The 24087-nt window shown below is 67.0% G+C and carries 13 protein-coding genes; 5 read left to right on the top strand and 8 right to left on the bottom strand.

Features of this window, described 5'->3' with window-relative positions:
• Nucleotides 1-45: 45 nt before the first annotated feature.
• From ACF088_RS28650 to pglW, 6 genes are read right to left on the bottom strand one after another with little or no spacing between them, the layout of a single operon-like run.
• The gene (locus ACF088_RS28650) at nucleotides 46-2178 is read right to left on the bottom strand and encodes a DEAD/DEAH box helicase (RefSeq protein WP_392378745.1); all 2133 of its coding nucleotides are present in this window, start codon (nucleotides 2176-2178) and stop codon (nucleotides 46-48) included.
• Nucleotides 2175-3503 (bottom strand): BREX system ATP-binding protein BrxD, encoded by a 1329-nt coding sequence (gene brxD, locus ACF088_RS28645; protein WP_392378744.1) that lies wholly within the window; start codon nucleotides 3501-3503, stop codon nucleotides 2175-2177. Before brxD ends, ACF088_RS28650 begins: the two co-directional genes overlap by 4 nt.
• Nucleotides 3500-6274: a BREX-2 system phosphatase PglZ gene (pglZ, locus tag ACF088_RS28640; protein ID WP_392378743.1), complete on the bottom strand. Its 2775-nt coding sequence runs from the start codon at nucleotides 6272-6274 to the stop codon at nucleotides 3500-3502. Before pglZ ends, brxD begins: the two co-directional genes overlap by 4 nt.
• Nucleotides 6274-10170, bottom strand: a complete 3897-nt coding sequence (locus ACF088_RS28635) for a PglY protein (protein ID WP_392378742.1) — start codon at nucleotides 10168-10170, stop codon at nucleotides 6274-6276. Before ACF088_RS28635 ends, pglZ begins: the two co-directional genes overlap by 1 nt.
• Nucleotides 10163-13885, bottom strand: a complete 3723-nt coding sequence (gene pglX / locus ACF088_RS28630) for a BREX-2 system adenine-specific DNA-methyltransferase PglX (protein ID WP_392378741.1) — start codon at nucleotides 13883-13885, stop codon at nucleotides 10163-10165. Before pglX ends, ACF088_RS28635 begins: the two co-directional genes overlap by 8 nt.
• Complete coding sequence (pglW, locus tag ACF088_RS28625; RefSeq protein WP_392378740.1) at nucleotides 13882-18318, bottom strand: BREX system serine/threonine kinase PglW; 4437 nt, start codon at nucleotides 18316-18318, stop codon at nucleotides 13882-13884. The genes pglX and pglW overlap by 4 nt, the downstream gene beginning before the upstream one ends.
• Nucleotides 18319-18607: 289 nt before the next feature.
• Here pglW and ACF088_RS28620 point away from each other — a divergent pair, with 289 nt between their 5' ends.
• From ACF088_RS28620 to ACF088_RS28610, 3 genes are all read left to right on the top strand, one after another.
• Nucleotides 18608-19564, top strand: coding sequence for a hypothetical protein (locus ACF088_RS28620; RefSeq protein WP_392378739.1), 957 nt, complete (start codon nucleotides 18608-18610; stop codon nucleotides 19562-19564).
• 96 nt (nucleotides 19565-19660) lie between these two features.
• Nucleotides 19661-20152: a hypothetical protein gene (locus tag ACF088_RS28615; protein WP_392378738.1), complete on the top strand. Its 492-nt coding sequence runs from the start codon at nucleotides 19661-19663 to the stop codon at nucleotides 20150-20152.
• Nucleotides 20079-20420: an integrase core domain-containing protein gene (locus ACF088_RS28610; RefSeq protein ID WP_392378737.1), complete on the top strand. Its 342-nt coding sequence runs from the start codon at nucleotides 20079-20081 to the stop codon at nucleotides 20418-20420. Before ACF088_RS28615 ends, ACF088_RS28610 begins: the two co-directional genes overlap by 74 nt.
• A gap of 165 nt (nucleotides 20421-20585) precedes the next feature.
• On the opposite strand, the gene ACF088_RS28605 is transcribed toward ACF088_RS28610, so the two are convergent.
• Nucleotides 20586-22115: a helix-turn-helix domain-containing protein gene (locus ACF088_RS28605; protein WP_392378736.1), complete on the bottom strand. Its 1530-nt coding sequence runs from the start codon at nucleotides 22113-22115 to the stop codon at nucleotides 20586-20588.
• A 97-nt stretch (nucleotides 22116-22212) separates the two neighbouring features.
• Between ACF088_RS28605 and ACF088_RS28600 the strand changes: the two genes are divergently transcribed.
• Nucleotides 22213-23211, top strand: a complete 999-nt coding sequence (locus tag ACF088_RS28600) for a DUF1648 domain-containing protein (RefSeq protein WP_392378735.1) — start codon at nucleotides 22213-22215, stop codon at nucleotides 23209-23211.
• Between the two features lies 1 nt (nucleotide 23212).
• Entirely contained in the window at nucleotides 23213-23572 is a 360-nt protein-coding gene (locus ACF088_RS28595) for a GntR family transcriptional regulator (protein WP_392378734.1), read from the top strand.
• A gap of 27 nt (nucleotides 23573-23599) precedes the next feature.
• On the opposite strand, the gene ACF088_RS28590 is transcribed toward ACF088_RS28595, so the two are convergent.
• Nucleotides 23600-23953 (bottom strand): hypothetical protein, encoded by a 354-nt coding sequence (locus ACF088_RS28590; RefSeq protein ID WP_392378733.1) that lies wholly within the window; start codon nucleotides 23951-23953, stop codon nucleotides 23600-23602.
• Nucleotides 23954-24087: the final 134 nt, after the last annotated feature.

The following is a 24087-nucleotide window of genomic DNA, read 5'->3' as shown; positions in this document are numbered from 1 at the left end:
GACTTGAAGGATGTTCCACTCACCGGTGCTGCCCTTCGGGGTCGCTCAATCGCCCGCAGCCACGAACCTTGAGGTTTCCTTGAGTGCAGCCGATGCGCCATCGAGATCCGCGAGACGCGCGGCGAGTGTGGCCTCTGCAAGCCGCTGAGGGAGCGCGGCGCTGAACTTGAGCCCATGGATAGCGCGAGTGTCCACGGCGGGGAGGCAGAGCTGACCGATTGCCGAGGCCTTGGCCCGATTCCACTCGTCCAGAGTCAAGTCTTCGCGGAGCCGGATGTATGTGTCTGTAGGGCGCTGGAGAGGGTCGGCAATGCCCGAGAGCGTGGCAGCCAGGGTGACGTTGGCCCGATAGCCGGCCCAGGTCCACCAGCGCACGTTCGTGTCCCGACCACCGCGGATAACAACTGTTCCGGCAGGGTGCACCGACTCCGCACCGCTGTCGCGAGCCTGAGCGAGGGCGGTTTCAGCCCGACGGGTCAAAGCGACTGGCGGATCGGTGCCGAGCAGGACCTCCCGGGCGGAGCGGGTCAGCTCGTACGAGGCGGAACGGCCGGAACCGACCCCGCCCCACCGCGCCTTTCCGCCGCCCTCGACCGGCTCGACGAAGCACCGCCGCCGGGACCAGTCGATGTACGTCACCTGCCAGCTCCGTCCGGCGAGGAGCAGCCGCCTAGGTCCGGCAACTTCCTCCGTCAGCAGCGCCGGGTTGGTGGTGCCGATCTCGTTGCGGCCCGCCAGCACAGTGAACTCCGGTGCGGCAGTGAAGACCGCTGTGAGATCCATGAAGTGCCGGTAGCCGAAGCGACGTTCGGCCTCAGGGCCGATGAACAGCATTCCGCCGTCCCGCTCCAGGAACCCCTCGTCGATCAGATGGCGCACGATGGGTTCGGCGGAGGGACCGAAGGGGCCGAGCCCGCCCCACCACTCCTGCCAGAGCCGGTCTCCGACCCGGTGTTCTTGCAGGCAGAGAGCCAGCACCTGCTGGGCGACGATGTGCCGGGGTTCTGGTGGGGCCACTACCGGCTCGACCCAGCCACGGGACCACAGAAGGAGCAGGGCTGCTGCGCCGAGCAGACCGTTCTCGTCGGTGGCAAGGAACAGGCAATTGCGAGTGGAACCCGAGCGCCGGCCGGTACGACCCAGCCGCTGGAGCAAGGAGGCCACGGTGCGGGGTGCGTCAATCTGGATGACGCGATCCAAGTCGCCCACATCGATGCCGAGTTCCAGCGTGCTGGTGGAGACGATCACACAGTCTCGCGCATCGGCGAATGCCTCTTCCGCCCGCCTCCGCTCAGCCATTGAGAGAGACGCATGCGAGAGGAATGTAATCACACCCTTGGCCCGCAGGCTCTCGCCGAGCATCTCGACCTGCCGACGCGATTCACAGAACACCAGCCGCTTCTCCCCGCGATGCAGGGAGGTGATCACCGTCGCTGCATTCTCCAGGGACCCCACATAGTCGAGCTGAATATCGCCGGGGGGCGGCAGGGCTGGATTCTCGTCGTGCAGATGTGGAGCAACAACGTGAGCCGCGCGTTTGTCGCGCCCCGAGCCCTGCAACCAGGTGAGCAGCTGTTCAGGATTGCCCACCGTCGCGGAGAGCCCGACCCGCTGTACTGACCGACCGACGACTCGCTCGAGCCGCTCGAGCACGGCCAGCAGGTGCCAGCCCCGGTCGTCACCGGCGAAGGCATGCACTTCATCGACGACGATGGTCCGCAGCCCGGAGAAGAAGGCCCGATGGTCGACATTGGCGCTGACCAGCATCGCCTCCAGCGATTCTGGCGTAGTCAGCAGGATGTCCGGCCGATCCCGCAGGATCCGTTTGCGTCGCGGCTGCGAGACGTCCCCGTGCCACAGCGCCGCGGTCCGGCCCAGCCATGAGGTGTAGGTCTCCAGACGGGGCAGGAGGTTGTTGAGCAGTGCCTTGAGCGGGCATACGTAGAGGACTGAGGTCCCTGTCCAGTTCTCCGCTGCCATCCTGGACAGCAGAGGGAAGGACGCCGCTTCGGTTTTGCCGCCCGCCGTCGGTGCGAGCAGTACTGCATCGGCACCGTCCAGCAGCGGTTCGATTGCCTCTTCTTGGAGCGGGCGAAGGCCAGGCCACCCCAGGGTGTTGACGACGTGGTGTACGACCCCGGGGTGCAGCCGGTCCAGCGGTTCGGGTGCGCCTGTCACGGCAGCTCCAGCTCGATCTCGTCGGCGCTGTGAGCCGCGGCGTTGCGCTCGACTTCGCTCAGCTCGTCGCTGCTGACGGTCAGCGCGTAGTGCTTACGCGGGTCGAAGTCGTCAAACTCGTCCACCCGGTCCAATACGTCTGCTACGAGTTTGCGCAGGAAGAGCCTCGGTGCGATGCCGGCCCGCCCGCCGAGCCTTCCCGTCATGGCAGTGGCTAACTCCGCCACGTACGTATCGTCGACAAGGGCAGCAATACGCTCAGGATTCCGGGCCGATCCCGCATACAAGTCGCGTACGGCACGGCCCAGTTCGCCCAACCGCTGGAGATCGAAACCGGTAAGTCGCAGCTGGACCGCCCGCGGTGAGTCGAAGCGCGGATCGGTGGAGAAGTCGGTTGCCAGCCGCTGGGCCAGCGGAGGCAGGCGTTGAACCCCCTGCTGTCCGTCGTAGAAGGCAGGTGTGCCGGTGATGACCAGGAAGAGCCCGGGAAAGCGGCCCGCGTCGATTTCATCAAGGAGCTGTCGTAGGGCGTTGAGCCCCTTCTCGCGCACGTCTCCCCGCACCCGTTGCAAGGTCTCGATCTCATCGAGGACCAGCAGGAGTCCGGGATGCCCGCAGTCCTTCAGGACGGTGAGCAACCCCTGAAGGAAGCCCAGTGCCGCGAAGTGGTCGAGATCTCCGCGCACCCCTGCAGTACGGCGCGCGGAGGCGGCGACCGACTTCTGGCCGCCTAGCCAGGCGATGACGGCTTCGGCGGTGGCCGCGTCCCCGTCCAGCGTGGCTTTGCGATAGCCGCGCAGGGCGGCGGAGAAGGCGGGAGTAGTCTGGGCGACGCCACGGAGCCGCTCCTCCAGCAGCGCTTCGACCGCAGACTCCAACACCTCACTGTCTTCAGCGAGTTCGGGTTGCGCCTCGGTCACCTCCTCTTCGAGGGTGTAGAACCAACCATCGATCACCGAGCGCAGGGCGCTGGCAGGCTCGGTCGCTGTGGTCAGCCGCTCGGTGAGCCGTCGGTAGACGGTTTCCAGCTTGTGCAGTGGTGTCTCTGTCTCCGAGATCTGAATCTCGGCGGTGGCGAGCCCCGCCCGTTTCGCCCGTTCGGCGAGCCAGCGGGCAAAGAAGGTCTTGCCGGACCCGTACTCGCCGCGAATGGCATGGAAGGCCGCACTGCCCGTCGCGATCGTGGCGATCCGCTCGTCCAGCGCGGGCGTGAAACGGTCCAGCCCGACAGCGAAGAGATCGAGACCTGACTGTGGCACGGTCCCGCGCCGCAGCGCGTCGATGACCTCGCGGCGGCGGGCCGCGCTGACGGATGCGCCGCTCATGCGTTCTCCCTGGGCAGTTCGAACTGCTCGCGCAGTGTGTCGCGGTTGAGCCGGACCCGGGTCCGGGAGTCGATCAGGCTGATGACTTCGTAGCCTTCGATGTTCAGAAGCCGGGTCAGCACGGTGACGAAACCTTCCGGGCGGGTGTTGGTGCGGCCCCCCGAAGCGACGGCGGCACCAGCGACTGCTGCGAGTGAGAGTGTGCCGCCCGATGCGTCGAGTGCGTCGATGACAGCGGCCACCACCTTGCGGTCCGGGACCCTGCGCACGAACTTCCCCTGATGCTCGTACAGCTTGGTGTCCACGACCTGCCGGCCGAGGGTGACCGGGGTCGGCGGCTCGATGGGTGCGGGCCTGGTCGGAGGCGCTTCGACTGCGTCGTCGGCGAAGAGCTCGCCCTCCTGGGGCCGTGCCTTCGGCTTTGCGGGTGCTGCCTTCCGCGCGGGCTTCGTGGTGCTTTGGGGCTTCAGCGGTGCAAGGGAGACTTGCGCTTCCCACCATGGCGGCTGGACTGACTCTCGCGGTAGCTCGGCCCATCCATCGGGCGCGAGGTCGATCGACGGAGTCAGGACCAGTACCGGTACCGTCATCTCGGCGAGTGCGGCGCCGCCGTGGTAGCCGGCCTTACGCGGGGTGTAGCGGATCTCCTCCGACCAGGGGGCTATGACCCCACCGCTGTCTTCCAGCACGCGGGGGCCTGCCAGCGCGATCTCTCCCTCACCGGCAGCCGTTCCCGTACGCCAGCGGGCCGCCTCCACCCCCTCAGCGGTCACTGGTCCTGCGTCGGACCTCGTTCGATCCAGTACGTGTCCGTGACCGGATACCAATACCACTGGACGCCCTTGGCCCCGAGCGGAGTTGAGCAATTCGGTGAGGTACTTCACTCGGCTCACCGACCAGTCGGCCAGCGAGTCCTGCTGTCCGTGGTCGAGGCTGTCGTCGATGGTGTTCAGCACGACACCGACCACGGCATCCGATGCGATGGCCTCGACCAGCCGCTGGTCGAGCAACTGTCCCGCAGGGCCGGCGATCTCGCTCTCGTGGAAGAGAGCAGCCGCACGCCGGTGCTGTTTCCAGAAATCGACGAATCCCTCCTCCTCCACACCCTGCCCGCCCGATACCGGGCGTCCGCAGAGCAAGGCGGCCCGGCTGACGAGAGTCACCGACGGGATCATGGCGACCGCAGCCGCCCGCCGCCCGTCGCCGGACAGTTCGCTCCACCGGCCCGCACCGGTCAACTCTTCGCCGAGCTGCGTCGCGACCGCGCTGCTCATCCCGTCCAGTACGAGGAGCAGCGGCGGTCGCTTCGTCGCCAGCTTCACGGCGATCTTCTCCAGCACGTCTTCGATGAGCAGCGTCCCACCAGACTGCGTCGTACTGGCATGCTGTGCCCACGGCCCGAGCTCGGCCGCGAAGGCTTCGTCGAGCGTTGCCCGTCGCCGCCGCGCCGCATCGTGCACGGTGCGGTACGCATGAACCAGAACGGGCTCGGCGTCGGCGTCTCCCACCCACAGCTGTGCCAGTGCTCGGTCCACCCACCCCCAGTCGGCGACATGCGCGTGCACAGCCTGGTCGACCGAGGACACCACCGGCTCCGGCGCGTCCAGCCAGTGCTTCAGCCGTACGGCCATACGCGCCAGCTCGATCCGCCGCGCATAGAGAACAGCGGCAAGGTGATGCTCTTGTACGTGTTCCCAGGCCGTCTGCGCTGCTTGGGGCTCTCCGGCCAGAGCCTCGGCCAGCCGCCGCAGCCGCGCCTGGAACCCTGAGGGGAGAAAAGGATTGTCGGCGAGCGCGCCAGAGAGATGGGCCCCTGCGGCCAGCTGATCGGCCTGGCGCAGTACGTCGAGAACCCGCTGCCGTGCCTCCTCGCTCTGGGCCCCCCGCCCCGTCGCCTCACCGATCCATCGGGTGAGTGTGCCCTCCACTGCCCTTGCGTAGGCGCGCAGTTCGGACGGGCGTGAACCCATGCCGAAGACGGAGCCCAAAGCAACGGCCGCATCGGCCGACGCGGCGTCTCCGTTCATGACGGAGGCCAGCACACCGAGCGCAGTGGCCTCGGGGCCGCGGCCGCTGAGCGCAAGTCGCAGCAGCACGGGGGCAGCCTCGCCCGCGTTCTGCTCCAGCCACTCGGCGATGCCCTGCTGTTCGGCTTCCGGCAACGCCGCGAAACGCTGTGGCCCGCCGGGTGTGCGCGACCAAGCCAGCAGCGCATCGACATCCACCGACGCCTCGCCCTCGAAGACGCCCTCGAGCCCGAGCCGCACTCCGACGAGGGCACGCATCGCTGCGTCCAGGGTGAGCACGGCCCCACGCTGGGGCCAGCCGTCGTCCGGTTCGGCGGTGATCAGCGCACCTGGCAGCCAGAGCCATGGGTCACGCCGCATGCGAGGGTCGAGGTCAGCGGCGCCGAAGAGCTGCTTGACGATGTCTGCCTCGTCGACGGCGATGATCTGCGAGCGCACCATTTCGCCCACCAGGTCGAGACTGATCCGATCACCGGACACATCGGTGGTGACCACCAGCAGGTCCGAAGCCTCGGTACTCAGATGAGCCTGCCAGGCGTCGGTGATGCCAAGCACCGAAGTGGTATGCGCCACCCGGACCTTGCGGCGTTCACCTTCGCCGACCGGCACGGTGAACTCCTGCGGCCCGCCCACCATGTACCTACCGTGGACCAGCACCAGCCGTCGACCCTTGGTATGGGCCAGTCGTGTGGTCAGAAGTCCGGTGATGACCCTCTGGTCGAGTTCGGGCACCGTGGCTCCCATCAGTCCTCGCCGCCGTGCGCCGGCACGTCATCGCCCTGGCCGGCGTGGGGTACCCGCCACTGGATTTCGATCTCGGCGCCGGGGTGTGCGGCCGCGTAGTCGCGGATCTCGTGCTGTATCGCGTTGAGGGCCTGACTGAGCGCGGTCTCCAGCGCACTCGTGGACCCCGCCGAGACCCGACGTGTACAGCGAGGGGCAACCGGAGCGACCGGGGTAAGGGGCACCGGCTCCGGTTGCTCGACCAGCTCGTCGCCCTCGTCGTCCGTCTCGTCAGAGGGAAAGACCACCGGCTCCACGGGCGGGGGTGGCGTGGGCGCGACGGGCGCCACGACGCTGCGGCGTGCCGCCTCGTTGATCACCGACACGGCCTGACTGCGCGCACTGCGCAGCACCGGGGCGAGCTCGGTTTCGAACTCGTCGGCTGCCGCTGTCTTCGCGATTTCGTCGAGCAACAGCCTGGACCGGTCAGCGAGATCATCTCCGCGCTCGGTGTACTGCCGAAGACTCTCGATGAGGTCCCAGTCGGTGCTCTCCAGAGCATCCAGCACGCGCTGCGCCGAGGACATGGTCTTGGCCAGCACGACATCAGTGCTCGCATACGTTGCCGCGGCAAGGTCACGGGTCAGCGGGGTCGGCTGCGGGGTCTGCTTGATCCGAGCCAGCAGGTCGGCCGCGTCGCGCACCGACTGTTCGCGTGCGCTGAGGGCCTTGCCACTGATACCGAGTGCGGTTCTGAACTGGGTCAGTGCCCGCCGCACCCCGCTGACAGCGGCCTCTCGCTCCGCCGCTTTCGCGTGCACATCCGTGGCAAGTGCGTTGATGTTCCGGGCGAACAGCATCTGCGGGACACTCGTGCCGAACAGTGCCGCGGCCCGGGTGTGTGCCGCTGTGAACTCGTCCTCGGTGGGTCGCTCCTGGGCCCGCAGCGCCCAGCCGGGGCCGATCTGGTCCAGCGCGGGGGCCTCTTCCGCCTGCCCGTTGTAGATCCAGGAGCGGTCCGACAGCAATGCATACGTGGCGATCACCAGGTTGGAGACCAGCTTGTCGAGGCCCGTCCAGCCGAGCTCGGCGATCCAGACGCGGATGTCCTCGACCGAGAAGTCGCCCTTGGCCCCGCGCTTGCCCGCCTGCTGGTCGATGTGGCGGCGCCAGTCCGTGGAGACGTTCAGCGGTCCGTCATGCACCTCACCCAACTCCAACGCATGCACGATCCGCGCCACGTCCGTGATGTCACCGCTGTCGACCACGGCCCGGCGTGAGCCGTCATCCATGGCCTTGGCGATCCAGCCGTATGCCTTCTTGAACTTCGCGGCAGTGACCGGCTTGCGGCTCTCCTGACGATCGAAGTTCGGGTGCTTGGGATACAGCGTGTCCAGCAAGCCGTCGGAGAGCTTCAACAGGTTGTACTCGAAGAGGCCGCCGCCCTGGAGCTGTGGAGTGTGCCCGGCGTACAACGAGTGAACATGCTTGCCCTCGGTCACCTGGGCGCCGAGGTCGGTCTCGTTGGCCTTGGCGATTCCATATGCTTGGTGCAGCACCTGGCCCAGCTGCGAGACGAGCGTCTCGTGCTGCGCCTCCAACTGATGCCTGACCCTGACCTGGTCGTCGGATGACAGGTGGGTCGCGAAGTCCTTCAACCGGTCCCTGCCGAGCAGGTAGTTGATCTTCAGGAGCCGGCCGAGCTGGGTACCTCGCTGGGCGGAGAGGAAGGACGGCAGCCAGACGATGGTCGCCGCATCGGGCTTCTCCCGCTGAAGACGGAAGACCCGGTTCTCGTCGGCACTGGGCTGGCCGTCTTCGTTTTCGTCGAAGGGGTAGTCGATGATGAACCGGATCCGGTCCGGCGAGGACGGCTCGAACTGCGCGTCGGGCAGGATTTGGGGATCGCTCACGTTCTCGAAGACGAACTCGGCCATGCGCCGTGTGCCGTGCCAGACGATCTCGCGATCGGCGACGAATCCACCGGTGTCGACGACGCCCAGCTCTAGCCACAGCCATTCCTGCACCCACCGCTTGCGGGCACCGTGCGTGTCCTTCTCGCCGACACTGTCCAGTATCGGCTCCACGTCCAGATCGGACAGATGCAGCGTGAAGACCGGGTCCGCGTCGTTGCCGTCACTGCGCAGCTCGCCGGGGAACTCCGCCTGGAGCTCCTGCATCCGCTTGACCACGATCCGGTCCTCCTGTCCGGTGCGGGAGCGGATCGATCCGTGGTTCAGAGCGGCGAGGCGTGGCCCGGTGAGGCGAGTGAGAGCAGGCACCTCGGGCGCGAGGTAGGCGAGCAGCATCGTCTTGATGAAACGGTCGTCGGCCTTGTACTTGGCGTCGTCCGCCGAACCGTACTTCTGGAGGAGGTGGTCCTTGACCTTGCCGTGGAAACGAGTTGCCGCATCGGCCTCGCTGCGCAGCCGGTCGGTGAACGCCTCGCCCATTCCCTCGGCCAGCACGTCCCACAGGTCACCCAGCGGTATCAGCTCACCGACCTTCATGTCCTCGCGCCGCTTGTAGAGCATCTGCTGGAGCAGCTTGAGACCGGTGCGCTCGCGCTGGAGCGCACCGGAGAGCGCGACCAGGACGTTGAGGAGGACAGGGGAAACCGGGTACAGCGCCTTGAAGTCGGCCCAGTCCGCGTGGGTGGCGCCGTTGGCGTCGAGCAGCACGTCCCGCACCGACTGGTTGGACGTCTCGACCCGGGCGAAGGCGGCTTCGAGCGCGGCCTTGGCGGCGTCGTCCTTCGGCTTGAGGACCCGCTCTTTGATGATCTCCGGGAGGTTGCGGTCCTCCAGGCTGATCGGGTCGATGCGGCCCGCCAGGTACTTGACCTGCTGTTCCAGGTTCTTGGCGTCAGCGCCGACCGCGTCCGAGCCGATCAGCTCGGAGAGATCGCGCTGACGGGAGATGAACGAGATGACCGGCAGGGCGCGGCCACCCGTACCTGACTCGATCAGCTTGACGAGCTTGTTCACCTCGTCATTGACGAAGGTCCGCTCACGCAGGTGCGCCTGGAGCCAGAGGATCAGCTCGTCGAGGAAAAGGATCAGTCCGTTGTAGCCAAGGGACTTGGCATGCTGGCTGATGATGTCGAGACCGTTCTCGAGCGGCAGGAAGGCGTTCTTCGCGCCGATCGCACTCAGCGAGTACGAGGAGTACGGGCCGGAAATCAGCGCGGACGCCAGCGAGTTGCGGACCTTCTCGCCGGGGGCGGCGGCGAATGCCGCGTCGAGGAGCTCCGGCGTCCAGACCTCAGGAGCCTCCTTGACGTCGAGGTTCACCAGATCGTCCTCGTCATCGGCGGCCGCCTGCGGGGCGGTGCTCGTCTCCTTCGGCAGCGAGGGGTTGCCGAGCCAGCGGACGAATTCCCTGTCATCGGAGAAGAACTCCCGCTGGCGGCGGGCGTCTTCAAACATCGCGTCCGCTCGGTAGACCGGCGGGACGGGTGCGTCCGGGTGCAAGCGTTGCACCGTGCGGACGTACCCACCGAGGATCGCCGAATCGAGGTCGGTCGCACCGACCAGGTGGAACGGGACCATCAGGAACTTCCGGTCCCGCAGCCACGCGTCATGGTCCGCGATGATCGGCTGGAGCGTCGGCTTGGTGCGAGCGGCTGGGTCGTTGGACAGGATCGCGTGCAGCACGGTCATGAAGTGGCTCTTACCGGAGCCGAACGATCCGTGCAGATAAGCGGCGTCGGACGACCCCGCCCGTACGGACGCCTCAACGATCTTGAGCGCCCTGCGAAGGGACTGCTCCAGCTGCGGGGTGACCACGTACTCACGTACGCGATCGGCGGTCGCGTCGAACCCGCCGGACAGCTCGACCTTGAACGACCCGGCGAGTACGGACTCGGGCAGGTCGAGGACGTCCCGGAGGTAGAGGTCGCCGTTGCCGCTACTCATCGTCTTCCGCCGCCTTCTTCTTGGCTGTCTTTGTCGTTGCTGTTGCCTTGCGTGCCCGGGTCCTCTTCGCCGGACGCCATTCGGCGTGTGCCGCCGGGGTGAGCTGCTCGCGCGCCAACTCGCCGTCCAGGAAGCTTTGGAACTCCTCGGCGGCGGACTCCTCGCCCCACTCGTCGTCCACCTCGCCGAACCACTGCCGCAGCCACGGCATCAGTTCGTGGATCCCGGCGAGCAGCGGTACGAGCCGTTCGCCGGACCAGTCCTGCTGTTTGCGGCGTTCGGTGACGATGTTCAGCAGAGCGGTGGCCTGATCACGCTGGTCCCAGCCGGCCCAGCCGAGGAGCAGGGTCGGATCGGAGCCGGGACTCGCGTCCGGGTAGGAGACGAACCGCTCCTTGGGCACGTCCAGCTTCCCGCGGTTAGACCAGTAGGACTGCTTCAGGAAGTCCGCGGAGGTGTACTTCGGCGGTACGGGGATGTCGAGGCGCTCGCCGGTCCGGTCCTCCTCGCGCTGCTGCTCCCAGACGCTCTCCCACTGCGCACGCTTGCGCAGGCCGGTGTCCTTGTAGCGGTACGCGGCGAGGTAGGGGACGTGCTCGGCGTCGACCACGTCCTGAAAGACCTGGGCGAGGGAGAGGTTCGGCTTGCCGAGGTGGGCGGCGTAGAGGGACGCGGTGTTGAGGATCGCCTCGGCGTCTGGTCGATTCTCGAGCTCGTCGGCGAGCTGGCCGACGGTGAGGGCGCGGGGCTGCTCGAAGTCGTTGAGCACGTGGAACCAGAGCGACTTGTCCTCGCACTTGTCGAGCAACCAGGTACGAAGTGCGGTCTTCTCCCGCTTCTCCCAAGGGTCGGTGGCCCAGCGCCGCTTGCACTCGGGACGCTCGATGAGGGCGATGTCGCGGCGGGAGGTGATGGTGTCGATGCGGGCCTGGACGATGTCCCGGTACCACTCGGGCCAGTGGGCGGGGACCTCCGTGATGGGGGTGGAGCCGTGGCGGTCGAACCAGGCGGTCTCGATCTCCCCGGCGGCTCGCTTTCGGGCGAGCACGATCTCGAACGCGCGCTCCCCGAGCTTCACTTGGGGGATGGTGTCGGGTGTGGGGGAGGAGGTGGTGAGGCGGGTCTTCTCGGCGTCGGTGAGCAGCCCGTAGGAGTGGTAGACCTCCCAGTCCAGTTCCTCTTGAAGCGCGATCATGCGCTGGCGGGTACGCGCCCAGTCTTCGTGGGCGGCGTCGAGGCGGGTGCGGGTGGGCGCTTCGTCTGCGTCGCAGATGGCGTACGGCTCGTGGGTGGCGAGCTCGTGGGCGAGGTTGTCGAGGGATCGGCTGAGAGGGAGAGGAAGTTGGGCGGGGAGAGGGAATTCCTGAAGCTTGGTGCCAGTGAACTCGTAACGCTCTTCCCACTCCTCGTCCTGGTGCCCACGACCGAGGCCGCTGCCGCCCTTTCCTTGACTGACCTGCTTGAGCCAGAAGCAGGCTGTCGACGAGTTGAGCAGCCCCAGCAGCGCCAGGTGCTCGTCCGCACTCGCTCCCTCCGGCAGCTTGATCACTGGCGCGGATCGAATGAACGCCTCATTGCCCCGACGTAGTGTGAAATGTGTGTGTGTCGACACGAAGGCGAAGGACAGTAGGTGCGTTGCCGAATAGCGAGTCGGAGAAAAGCTGGAGTACTCAAACCACGTGAGACCCTGCTCTTCCTGTGTACCTGACAGGGCGCGGCGCAGCTTGAGGAGGAGGCGATTCGGCCAGAGGAATCGTTCTGTACTCGCACTGATGGCGGCGGTCTGACCGTCGCCTGTATACGGGAAGACGGCGTAAGTTTCTGTATCAAACGACCAGTCGCGAACTGAACTACCGCCGACCATAGGGCGAATGTCGGTGTCGGGGATTCCCTTTCGAGTGGCTACAGGAAGCCCGATCATGTAGGCGTCATCTTCGCGGGTTACGGCGCAGAACCCAATGTTCGCCGTCTCTGTCATTAGCTTGCTACGAGCAGAAGAGCTGATTTGAGTCGTGAGGTCGGATGCGCCACCGCCGCTAAGGGACCACGGATGCTTTGCAAACTGTCTGCGTTGGGCGTCGGTGACAGAGACCCATTCGGATTCGCTACCAGGTTTGTTGACTTGGTCGGTGATCGCGCCCCATACTAAGCCATTCTCTGCGATGAGTGGTTGAGATGGTTCACCGCGAATTCCTAGCACAGCCCGCACCGTTTCCGCCTGGCGTGGGAAGTGGTTTCGCCCGACCAGAATCACCGTAGGTGTGCCGTGGCCAGGAATGTGTGCGCCTGATGTATCGATTACATGCGTGAGGTGGATTTTCGAGTTAAAGAATCCTTCGATCAATTTCGCACCGAACTCTCGCTTCATGAAAGAGTTCGCCGTAATCTGTCCGACATAACCGGCGTCCCGCTCGGATCCCGCTGTCCGTACTGCCAGTTGGAAGAGCCGCTCTGCGAAAGGAATCGAAAGTGCGTATTGATGCGAGCAGGAATCGTAAACTCGGTAGTTTAGCTTTTCTTGGTTGTCCTTAACCGTGATGTATGGGGGGTTTCCCACCACCACGTGGTAAGAGTCTCGAGTCAGCAGGTCGCACCGCTCCGCGTAGTCTTCGATGTCCTCGGTTCGGTAATGGAAGATCTCCTGCGAGGAGAACAAGTCCTCGCTCTCCCGCCTCGGCGCCCCTCGTCCGTGCAGCAGCGAGTCACCCACCGCGATATTAATTGGGAAGGCCCCTAGCGTGGCCAGGCGTCGCTGCTCTGTCGCCTTCAGTACGGCCACCAATAGCCGGAACCGAGCGATTGCCACCGCGAACGGATTCTTGTCGCAGCCATGCACCGCATCCAGCGCCCGCCGGATCAGCATCCAGTCGTCCGCGCTCTTGTCCACCGCGCGCCACTTCGTCAATAGCCGTTCGAACATCCCTAGCAGGAAGTGACCCGACCCGCACGCCGGATCGATTGCCCGCAAGCCCGGCCGGAGTTCCCGTACGACATTGTGCCCATCGCGGATCTTGGCGACCGGCTCCAGCCCAAACTCCTCAACCGCCGGCTCCAGCGTCAGGTCAAGGATGAACTCCTCCACGAACTTCGGGGTCTGGAGCAGTGCATACGTCTTCCGGGCGTGCTCGCTCAGGTCCTGGTACAGGTCGCCTAGGAAGCGCGTGTCCAAGTTGCCGTCCACGAACGAGTGGATGAGCTCGCCGTCGGAATCAACCCGCCGCCAGAACTTCAGAAGCGCCGTCGCCGCCTCATACGAAGGAGCTATCTCCCACAAGGGGTTGTGCGCGCGGTCGAAAAGCCCCGCCACCGTCGGGTTGGTCCCCGCTAAGTGGTTGAACGCCGCAACGATCCAGTCGCGGTCGTTCTTCTCCGGGTTCGCCGCGAAGAACGCCGCATCGTGGTCCTCCGCGTCCTTCAGACGCTCACCAACACCCGCTAACCACGCACGCTCGATCAGCCCGTTGTCCTCGCAGAACCGTACGAAGACGCAACCGAGCACCCACGCCGCCGCGACCTGCGTGACCCGCTCATCGCGCCACGACTCGTACGTCGCCGCCGTACGTTCCGCCGCATACGCCCGCGTGTACTCGTCCGTGAGCCGGCCCCGGTACTCCTCCACCGACTCGCTCCGCGCCCGCAGGTCGTCCTCCAGGAGCGTGACCTGCTTGCGGAGGTCCTTCAGTAAGCTGTCCTGCCCACCATTGCGCGCGCTCACAGTGCCAAACCCTCTCGATGTGCAGCCAAGTTCTTGAGGAAGTCCTCGGTCAGTACCACGCGTTCCGCGTCGCCACCGGTTACCTCCACCGTGCGCCCGTCCAACTGCGGTCCCCCCTGCGGGTTGTGCGACGGCGTGAGCAGCCACAGCCCGTGCGGTCGCCCACCAGGCTTGCGGGCCTCGCGTTGCAGCTCCACCAGCAGGTCGTGCCCGCCTGCCTCGTAGTAGTGGGAGAGCAGGCCCGCGGTGTGAACGAACAACACCGCCCCGGGCTCCCGAGAGGCTGCTCCCTCCAGCCGCGCCGCGACCCTCGGCCACACCCGGACCACGAACGACCGCAGCCCACCCGGAAGTTCACTGCTCCTTGTGTACCGGGTGTCCGCACCCAGCACCTTCGACCAGTCCGTGCCGTGTTCGGCCGCCAGCGCGCGGAACTCCTCCAGGAAGACCCTCGCCAAGTTCACCGGAATCACCGGGAACGCCTCCGCAAGCGCTTCCGCAACCGAGCCGGCCTCGCCCCGCAACCGCTTGACGTGCACGTTCAGTGCAAGGAAACCGCCCTCCCGTATCGCGGAGTTGAACTTCGCGGCGAGCAGCGCCGACGGCTCGCGCCCCCCAGCGGCTCCCGCCACCAGGGCGCGAGAGGCCCTGGTCACCGTGCCCGTCGAGGTGGGCCAGCTGCTGCCGCCCACCGCTGACACCGGCACCGGGGGCTTGAAGCGCGCCTCCGCCGTCTCGTATGTCAGCGGGAACCCAGCCTTCTTCAGCGCGTCCTCGACCTCGACGTACGTGGGCCTGCCCATCGCCATCTCGGGGAAACGTGAGCGCAAACGAGAGAGCAGCCCCTCCAGGCTGATGCCCACCTCGCGCCGCACACCAGCCGCGGCTTGAGAGATCTGCAGGGCACGCCACAGCTCCAGTGTGCGTGGGTACAGCTCAAGCCGAGGGGAGGCTGCGGCACCCAACGAAGTTGCCGCAGCCAGCGTGACCAGCCGGGCGTCCGGTAGCGGGTCCATGCCGTCAGGTGTGCGCACCGCCCGTAGGTCGCGGAGTGCACCGGACCGGTCCGGCAGGGGATCAGCGGTGGCGATCTTCTCCGCCGCTTCGCCCAGCTCTATCGCGTAGGCAGCGAGTTCATCGGACGTCGGGTCATCGGAGCCGTCCAGCGACTCCAGGGCCACGATCACCCGGCCCCGCCGCCGCATCTGCGCGAGCCGCGGTTCATGGTCCTCGTCGCGTCCGGTGAGGAGTGTCTCGGCGGCAACAGCGGCTCGTACGACCGCGAGCGCGGCGGCCTCCTTGCCCTCCGTGGACTCGCTCTCGGAACCGTGGCTCGCGGCCAGCACCCGGGACAGTTCCCTGGCGGTCATCACGCGGCCCGCGTCCCGGACGGCGTCTACTAATTCACCCCGCAGGACGTTCATCCAACCCGCATCGGCCCACTCCGTGATCGCCGCGCTGAGGTGCTTCGAGACGGTGAACTCGGAAACCTTCACCGTTTCCGCGACCTGGCGGTTGGTGGGCCAGGAACCCAACTCGGCCTTGCTGTCGAGCCCAAGCCAGGCCGCGACGACGTGCGGCCGCGTGTTGTCTTTGCGGCCCGGTGGCACCGGGTTGAGGAGCGCGGCCAAGCGCTCCACGTCCTGCCTGGCCTCGTGCTCGGCACCGAGCTTGTCGTCCGCCGCCACAGGCACCACGGGCCGGACTGGAACAGCGGCGGCCTTGGGCTTCTTGGGCCGCAGTGCGGCTGTCCACTGACGGTGTCGCCGGTTGAGCTCCTTCTTGACCACCGCGCCGATACCGCGCTTCCCGCGGAAGCGATGCGATGGGACGTCCAGCAGCTCGCCAACCGTCACCGCGCCGAGTTCCTCGGCAACCGCGGCCGCCCGCTCAGTCAGCCCTGCGTCCCGCAGCGTCGTGCCGAGCTTCGCCTTCTCCGCGTACAGGTCCCGGATATCGTCGTCGGAGAGGCCCTCCTGCCGGCCCGTGCCGCTCAGCAGCGAGACCGGGTCCGATGCGGGCGGCGGCTGGGTGCGGTCGGCCTCCACGAAGATGGATCGCCAAGCGTCCCGCATCTGCCGCAGTGACTCGAACCGGCGGCTCGCTTCACGGTGCAGCGCCCGCTCGAAGAACTTGTCGAGTCCTGGCCCCAGGATGGCCACGAAGGCGTCCGTGGCGAGGACGGGGAGGTCGTCCTTGAGGGCCGTCTGGGGGTCGTCCGTACCGTTGCCCCACATGGGGCGCTCGGCGGCGGCCATCTCATGCAGAACGACCGCGGCGGCATACCGCTCTGCGTAGTCGTCGTAGATGGGGCGCCGGGCATCTCCGAGGAAAGGATCGAGATAGCCGCGCGTGCCGGCCTTGATGTCACGGTCGGAGACATTGGCCAGGGAGAAGTCGAAGAGCATCAACTGCTGCTCACCGTCGTCCCGGACCTTGATGCCGAGGTTGTCGGGCTTGAGGTCGCGGTGACGCAGGCCCTTGGCCGCAAGGTCGTCGAGGGCGGTGAGCAGGTCCTCGCCGAAGGATGCCAATTCCTCGTAGCCCAGCTGCCCGTAGCCGGCCAGCCGTTGGCCGAGGGTTTCAGGACCGGCGTACTCCAAGGCGAGGACGGTCCGGCCACCGATCGTGCGTGGGCCTTCGTGCAGCTTGACGATGCGGCCGCTGCTGATCTGCTGGAGGGCCGCCGCCTCCGAGGCCAGGCGCTCGTTCTTCTCCGCGTCCAGCGCGACTTTGAGGACCCGCTCCTCCTCCACGCGGCGACCGCGCTCGTCCTCGGTGACGCGCGTCACGTACAGAGCCCGCGCTGTCGCACCTGAGCCGAGCACTCGCTCGACGGTCCAGTCCCCGTCGACAGCCTGGCCGGGGGTGGCGGTGAGCGGGTCGGCCTCCACCGCGACCGCCTGTGCGGCGCTGGCCTGCTCGGCATCGTCGAGCTGCCTGAGAAAGGCGTCGGCAGAGTCGAGGCGATCGTCGACGGACGCGCGGGTCGCGGCGTACACCAGCTCGTCGAGACCGGCATCCATGGCGTCGCTGACCGCGTACAGGTGCAGTCCGCCGTCGGCTGCGAGTCGCGCCTTGAGGGCGGTACGGGTCTCGGCAGGCGGCATCCCGGTCAGGATGTGGTGCGCCACGGCTCCCAGACCGAAGACATCGAGATCCACGGGGTCCGGATAGTCGGCGTCGGTCTCGGGAGCGAGGTAGCACTGTGCGGCGTCCTCGATGTGCTCTCCGGTGAAGGAGCTCTCGCCGAGCGAGCGCAGTGAGGTGGTGTCGAAATCGCGGGCCGATGCCTGCCAGTCGATGATCCGCAGGACGGGGTCGTTGCCGTTCTCGCGGGCGCTGACATACACCGAACGGGCCGCGAGTGCGCGGTGGTAGAGCGAGCGGCGGTGGGCGTAGCGGACGGCCTCGGCGAGCTGGCGCACCATGTCGCGGCGTACGGCTTCGGACAGTTTCCGGCCGTGTACAGCAAGGTAGTTGTCCAGCCGCAGGTCGCTCTCCCGGTGGCGGAAGAGGATCGCGGGGCCGCCCTGGTGCTGGCGGAAGGCGACGGCCTGGGAGATGCCGCGGTGGGCGATGCCCTGGAGCACCTGGTACTCGCGCTCGGCGGCGCGGGTGGCGGAGCGACGCCTCTCTTCGCTCGCCTGCTGCTCCACGAGATAGACCCGGACCCGGCCCTCCTCGTGGATCACCTCCTTGCGCTTGGCGAGCCGGTCCTCCCAGGTGGGTCCCGCGTCCAACGGGCGGGAGGAGAGCCGCCAGCCGTCACCGAAGTCGAGGTGGGCGGTCGATGCCCGTACCCCGATCTTCTTCATCAGCTCGGGCAGGTGCCGTGCGAAGGCGTCTTCCTTGATCCGCCAGCTCTCTCGCTCGGGCGGCAGGTTGAGAAAGTCGTCCCAGATGCCCGGGAGGCCGCTCTGGGCGCCGTCACGCCCGTACAAATGAGTGCGCTGCACCGTGTCCAACTCGCTCTGGAGCAGCGGGTCGGACAGGAACACGAGCGGGTCGATCCGGGGAACGCGCACGCTCGGGTAGAGCTCGCGGGCCGCCTCCTGGAGGCGGGCTTTCAGCTCTTTGGACTTGAGATCGGTGAGGTGCAGGGGGTTGCGGATCGTACGGACCCGGCGGTCGGGGGCGTGGAAGCTCCAGGTGTCCCCGCTGTTGACGACGCGGCCGGGATGCCCCTTCAACTCGACCAGATAGAGGCCACGGGGTGTGGCGATGAACAGGTCGCACTCGTTGATGCGGCCGCTCATGGCGGTGAAGGAGAACGTTGCCCAGGCATAGTGCGGAGCCGTCACCGGCATCCGCTGCTTGATGTAGTCGAGGGCCGTCTGCTCCCAGGGAAAGGGGGATGGCCGGGTCTGGTACCAGCGCTTCGGCTGGTGCTGGCCGGGCTTGGGGGGCGCCTGACCTCCTGCTGCCGCCACCGCCGTTCACCACACCTTTCCGCTACCGGACTCGCCTGGTTGCCGGCGTGGTCGGCGGCAACGGTATGGGGCGAATCGCGGCATGTTGAAATCGTCAGACCGCTGATCTGATCATCTTGCCAGGTGGGAGGTGGTGTTGCAGGAGGCTGGGAGAATCCGGCGACGGGTGTGGGGAGTTGGCATTGCGGCTGTCGCTATCAAGCCATTCCGTGAATGCTGTACCGCATGCCATGGCGAATCCACTTACGATCATGTAGGAACGCGGGAGCTGAGGGCGGGGGAGGCGGGCGTGGCCCGGACAGTACGCAAGCGAACGGTCCTCTTCTTCGAGGTCGTTGAGGCCAAGCGCGGTCAGTCGCGCATGGATCACCAGGACTGGCGGAGCTTCCTCGACCGGGTCGCGGCTTCAGAGTCGTACGAGCGCGTGGTTCGCAGCGCGGACGATCAGCTGGTCGGGGTGATCGACTCAGCTGTCCATGTTGATCATTTGCAACTCGCCAAGATCACTGGTGAGGTGCCGCATCAGCTTGACCGGAGCAACGGAACGATCGAGGCACTTCAGGTCGCGGCAGGCAAGGATGTCGTCCATGTGACGACGATCTGTTTCCTTCCGTACGCCAACATCATTGGGGTTCTGCCCGGCGGCTTCTCGGCGCCGCGGGTGAGTGCCATCACCAAGTGGCTGAACGGCGTTGGCCTGCCCTGGGGGGAGGTGGTGCTCAAGCCGGTCATCCACGCGCGGGCTCGAGAGAAGCTCAACCGCATCGAGGCGGTCACCGAGTTCACCGTGCAATTGGAGGGGGCTCCGGCGGATACTGTCAGTGCCTTGAGCGCCCACGGCGGCCTTGCTGATTCACTCCGGAGTTTCGGGCAACGGCATCCCGACACCTCCGTCACGCTCTCGCTGAAGGTTCCCCAGCGTGGCAGCAGGCTCTCCGTGATGCGCAGGAATCGGGCCGCGACCGAACTGCGTACTGACGTACTCCAGTTCATGCCGGATCTGGACGAATGGGTGGACGAGTCCGGAGTGATCCGGTCCGTGACCGGCAGGGTCGCAGTCCGGGACCCGCACCGTCAGTCCCTTGAGTACGAGCCGCTCGACTTCCTCGCCCATCGCATCACGGCCCAGTGCGATGTCCCGCTTGCTTTTACCGACGGACGGTCTGTCGATCTGCGCTATGCCGTCGACGAGATCTTTGCGGCGGCCCGTACGTATGAGCAGGCGCTACAGGAAGCGTGTCAGTAGCGGCCGCTAGCCTGAGCAGCGTTCAGGGCTGAGGTTGGGGGCGACGTGCTCAATTGGCTGTGGCGGCGCTGGGTGGGTCGACCAGTGGTGGACCTGGTGATCGCAGGTGCAGCGGTCGGTCTGCACATGGCGGCTGTACGGATCACGGGCGCGGGCGACGTGCTGGGATGGCCCGACAGGGAGCAGAGGATCGCGGTCTATACGACGACGGCGACCGTCGTCGCGATCATCGGCAGCTTCATCACTGCGGCCGTGACTCTGTACGCCGCGGCCACAGGACCCCGTATGCGGGTCTTGCGCACACACCCTCAAAAGGGGCCGGAATTCCGGCGGAATTGGATGAGCATTCTCAGCGCGACACTGGTGGTCTCCGGACTGTGCCTGCTCGCTGTGGTCCTCGACAACACGGAGCACGATGCGGTCGGAGCGCACTGGCTGGCCGAGGGCGCGGCAGCCCTCGGGGTGGCGCGCGCGGTGCGGTTGATGTGGCTGTTCGGCAAGGTCATCATCGGCAATGACCTCGACCTCGGCGACCCCCGGGATCCGGCGTTGCAGCCCTCAGCACCGGTGCGGCAGCCGGGGGCGTGATCACGGAGCCCAGTACAGCTCGAAGGCGTTCGTCGAGGCCTGCCGCACCGCTGGGGTCCGCCGGTCTATGGGGGCTGCCGGATCGAGCGCGGAAAATGCTGCCGCCGAGTCGTTCTTCGCCTCCCTCAAGCGGAAGATCCTGTCCGGTCCGCGCGGCTGGCACACCGAACGGGCCACTCAGCTAGCGGTGTTCCGCTGGCTCGGCTTCTACAACCACAAGCGGAGGCGCTCGGCGCTTGGCTACCTCGCGCCCGCCGCCTTCGAGTAGAGATCAACTACGCTGCCCATCGCTGTATGACAACCGTGTCCACGATCACGGTGGAAGCCCCCAGTCGTAAAGTCCCAGAGAAATCCCACAGATGCTGCCGCACCCCGTCCTGCCTCACATTCGTGCAGGTCAGACAGGGGGCGGCGGCACTTTTTCGCAGAGTTCTCAGATATCCCGGAAGATCTCGATCTGCGCCCCGATCGAGTTGAGCCGCTCGGCCAGGTCTTCGTAACCCCGGTTGATGACATAGACGTTGCGCAGGACGGAGGTTCCCTCGGCGGCCATCATGGCCAGCAGGACGACGACGGCCGGGCGCAGGGCCGGGGGGCACATCATTTCCGAGGAGCGCCAGCGGGTCGGGCCGTCCACCAGGACCCGGTGCGGGTCGAGCAGTTTGACCTGGGCGCCGAGGCGGTTGAGGTCCGTGAGGTAGATGGCGCGGTTGTCGTAGACCCAGTCGTGGATGAGGGTCTGGCCCTGGGCGCTGGCCGCGATGGCCGCGAAGAAGGGGACGTTGTCGATGTTGAGGCCCGGGAAGGGCATCGGGTGGATCTTGTCCAGCGGGGCCTGGAGCTTGGAGGGGCGGACCGTCAGATCGATCAGCCGGGTACGGCCGTTGTCGGCCGCGTACTCCGCGCTGCGCTCGTGGTCCAGGCCCATCTCCTCCAGGACCGCCAGTTCGATCTCCAGGAACTCGACCGGGACCCGGCGGATGGTCAGCTCCGACTCGGTGACCACTGCCGCCGCCAGCAGGCTCATTGCCTCGACCGGGTCCTCCGACGGTGCGAAGTCCACATCGCGTTCGATGTGCGCGGCGCCGTGGACGGTCAGTGTGGTGGTGCCGATGCCGTCGACCCGGACGCCCAGCTCCTCCAGGAAGAAGCAGAGATCCTGGACCATGTAGTTGGACGAGGCGTTGCGGATGACGGTGACGCCGTCGTGCCGGGCGGCGGCCAGCAGCGCGTTCTCCGTGACGGTGTCGCCGCGCTCGGTCAGTACGATCGCGCGCTTGGGGGCGACGCTGCGGTCCACCTCGGCGATGTAGGTGCCGTCGGTGGCGGTGATCTCCAGGCCGAAGTGGCGCAGCGCCGTCATGTGCGGGGTCACGGTCCGGGTGCCGAGGTCGCAACCGCCCGCGTACGGCAGCTTGAAGTGGTCCATCCGGTGCAGCAGCGGGCCGAGGAACATGATGACGCTGCGGGTGCGGCGGGCGGCCTCGGTGTCCATCGAGTCGAGGTCGAGCTCCGCGGGCGGGATGATCTCCAGGTCGTTGCCGTCGTTGATCCACCGGGTGCGTACGCCGATGCTGCCCAGCACTTCGAGGATGCGGTAGACCTCCTCAATACGGGCCACCCGGCGCAGAGTTGTACGGCCCGCATTCAGCAGCGTGGCGCACAGCAGCGCAACGCAGGCGTTCTTGCTCGTCTTCACATCGATGCTGCCGGACAGCCGGCGGCCGCCGACCACCCGCAGATGCATCGGCCCGGCATAGCCGAGCGAGACGATTTCACTGTCGAGTGCCTCGCCGATACGGGCGATCATCTCAAGGCTGATGTTCTGATTCCCGCGCTCGATGCGGTTGACCGCACTCTGGCTGGTGCCGAGAGCTTCGGCGAGCTGCGTCTGTGTCCAGCCACGGTGCTGCCGGGCGTCACGGATGAGCCTGCCGATGCGTTCGAGGTAGTCGTCTGCCATGGGGGGACCGTATCTCAGATATGAGATGGGCATGCAATTGTCGATGGGTGAGTTGTTCTACTACTATGCGAACAACTGAGAGGTGGTTGCCACGCCCATGAAGAGTGTCCCGCGTTCTTCCTTGCCCTCAACAGGCCGTCCGTGGCCCCTGATCGCCGTGCTGCCGTTCGTCGCTGCCGCCGCGGCCGTCGCCGTCGTCTACTTCTCGATCTCCGCCCGATTGCCCGAGCCGCTCGCCACCCATTTCAGTGACGTCGGCGCCCGGGCCGACGGTTTCTCCTCCACCCGTGGCTTCCTGACGCTCACGCTCACGCTGTTGCTGGTCTTCGGTACCGTCTTCGGCCTCCTCGTGCGGCTGCCGAAGCCCTCGGAGCAGACGCCCTGGCTGATCGCCGGCGGCTATGCCACCGCGGCCGCCATCGGTTATCTCACCTGCGTGACCCTGTTCGGCAACGCCGACGCCACCGCCCCCTCGGCGGTCCAGCTGCCGCTGTGGGAGCTGGCCGTGGCACTCGGCGTCGCTCTGCTCGCCGGGGCGCTGGGACGTCTGTTGGCCGGCCCGGCACCCCTCCCGTCCGACCGGGCAGCGGGTGAGGCGCCCCGGCTCGACCTCCCGGCGGGTATGTCGGCGGGCTGGTCACGCACCATCAGCTCGCCACCGATAGTCGTGCTCGGCGCCCTGCTGCTCGGCGCCGGGCTCTTCTTCCTCGCGCTCGCCGACTGGCTGACGGGCATCAGCCTGCTGACCGGCGCGATCGCGATCCTGCCCTGTGCCGCCGTGCGGGTCACCGTCGACCGCCGCGGTCTGACCGTCTCGTCGGCTCTGCTGCCGCCGCCCCTCCGCATCCGGCACCTCCCCCTGGCCCGCATCACGGAGGCCACCAGCCGCCCGATAGGCGCCTTCCAGGAGTTCGGCGGCTGGGGCTATCGCATCCGGGCCGGTCGTAGCGGCCTCGTACTGCGCTCGGGCGAGGGCATCGTGGTGTGCCTGACCAATGGCAAGGAGTTCGTGGTGACGGTCGACGATGCCGCGACCGCCGTTGCCCTGCTCAATACGTACCTGGACCGCGCACGCTCGCGGAAGGAAGGGGGCTGAGATGCTCTTCCGGGTCGACCCCGGCTCGCCCGTCCCGCTCGGCGACCAGATCGCGGCCTCGGTCCGCGGCGCCATCGCCGACGGCACGGTGGACGCCGGGGAGCGGCTGCCGGCCGCCCGTGCCCTCGCCGCGTCGCTCGGCGTGAACGTCCATACCGTGCTGCGCGGCTATCAGCGCCTCAAGGAAGAGGGGCTGATTGAACTCCGGCGCGGCCGCGGTGCCGTGGTCACCGGCGCCGCATCGCCGGCCCGCGCCCGCCTCGGCGAGGCCGCCCAGCGACTGATCGCCGAGGCCCGCAACCTGGGACTCTCCGATGAGGAGATCGTGACGGTGGTCCGTACGGGGCTGTCGGGGTCCTGAGGCGGCCCGGGGAAGGCCGGGGAAGGTTCAGAAGAGGGCCGGGCTCAAGCTCGATGACGTGGCCGCATCGCCAGTCGCCAGTCGCCAGTCGCCAGTCGCCAGTCGCCAGTCGGCAGTCGGCAGTCGGCAGTCGTCGAGGATCGTCAGCTCCAGCCGGCTCAACCGTGCGGGGTCGGCAAGGATATTGGTCTCGACGATCTTCCCGTGCGCGACCGTGAAGCCCATGACGGAGCACGGCCGCCCGCCCCGTGCCGTGACGAGTCCCGGCGCACCGTTGATCAGTACCGGCCGGGCGAATGCGGCCAACCGGGAGAAAGTGAGCGCCTGCTCTGAGAGTTCCGGCAGCCCGTCGTCTCGGCCGAACTGGTCGACGCAGGTCACAGCTCCGCCCTGAGACCAGATCAGGTGACCGAGTGCTTCAGTGGGCGGATGAGCGCTGGCGTCGGCGGGGCCGAGCACTTCAGCTGTCGGGTACGTGCGACTTTTCGAGTGAGGTGGCTTCGGGGCGAGCGGCC

It is taken from the genome of Streptomyces sp. NPDC015125 (assembly GCF_043080045.1).
Lineage (GTDB): Bacteria > Actinomycetota > Actinomycetes > Streptomycetales > Streptomycetaceae > Streptomyces.
The sequence above is the reverse complement of the archived record's forward strand: the minus strand, read 5'-3'. Positions and strand labels throughout refer to the sequence as shown.

Bases quoted from the DNA above. Each gene is read 5' to 3' on its own strand.
- brxD (WP_392378744.1), bottom strand. From the start codon at position 3,503: ATGAGCGGCGCATCCGTCAGCGCGGCCCGCCGCCGCGAGGTCATCGAC.
- pglZ (WP_392378743.1), bottom strand. From the start codon at position 6,274: ATGGGAGCCACGGTGCCCGAACTCGACCAGAGGGTCATCACCGGACTT.
- ACF088_RS28635 (WP_392378742.1), bottom strand. From the start codon at position 10,170: ATGAGTAGCGGCAACGGCGACCTCTACCTCCGGGACGTCCTCGACCTG.
- ACF088_RS28610 (WP_392378737.1), top strand. From the start codon at position 20,079: ATGACCTCGACCTCGGCGACCCCCGGGATCCGGCGTTGCAGCCCTCAG.
- ACF088_RS28605 (WP_392378736.1), bottom strand. From the start codon at position 22,115: ATGGCAGACGACTACCTCGAACGCATCGGCAGGCTCATCCGTGACGCC.
- ACF088_RS28600 (WP_392378735.1), top strand. From the start codon at position 22,213: ATGAAGAGTGTCCCGCGTTCTTCCTTGCCCTCAACAGGCCGTCCGTGG.
- ACF088_RS28595 (WP_392378734.1), top strand. From the start codon at position 23,213: ATGCTCTTCCGGGTCGACCCCGGCTCGCCCGTCCCGCTCGGCGACCAG.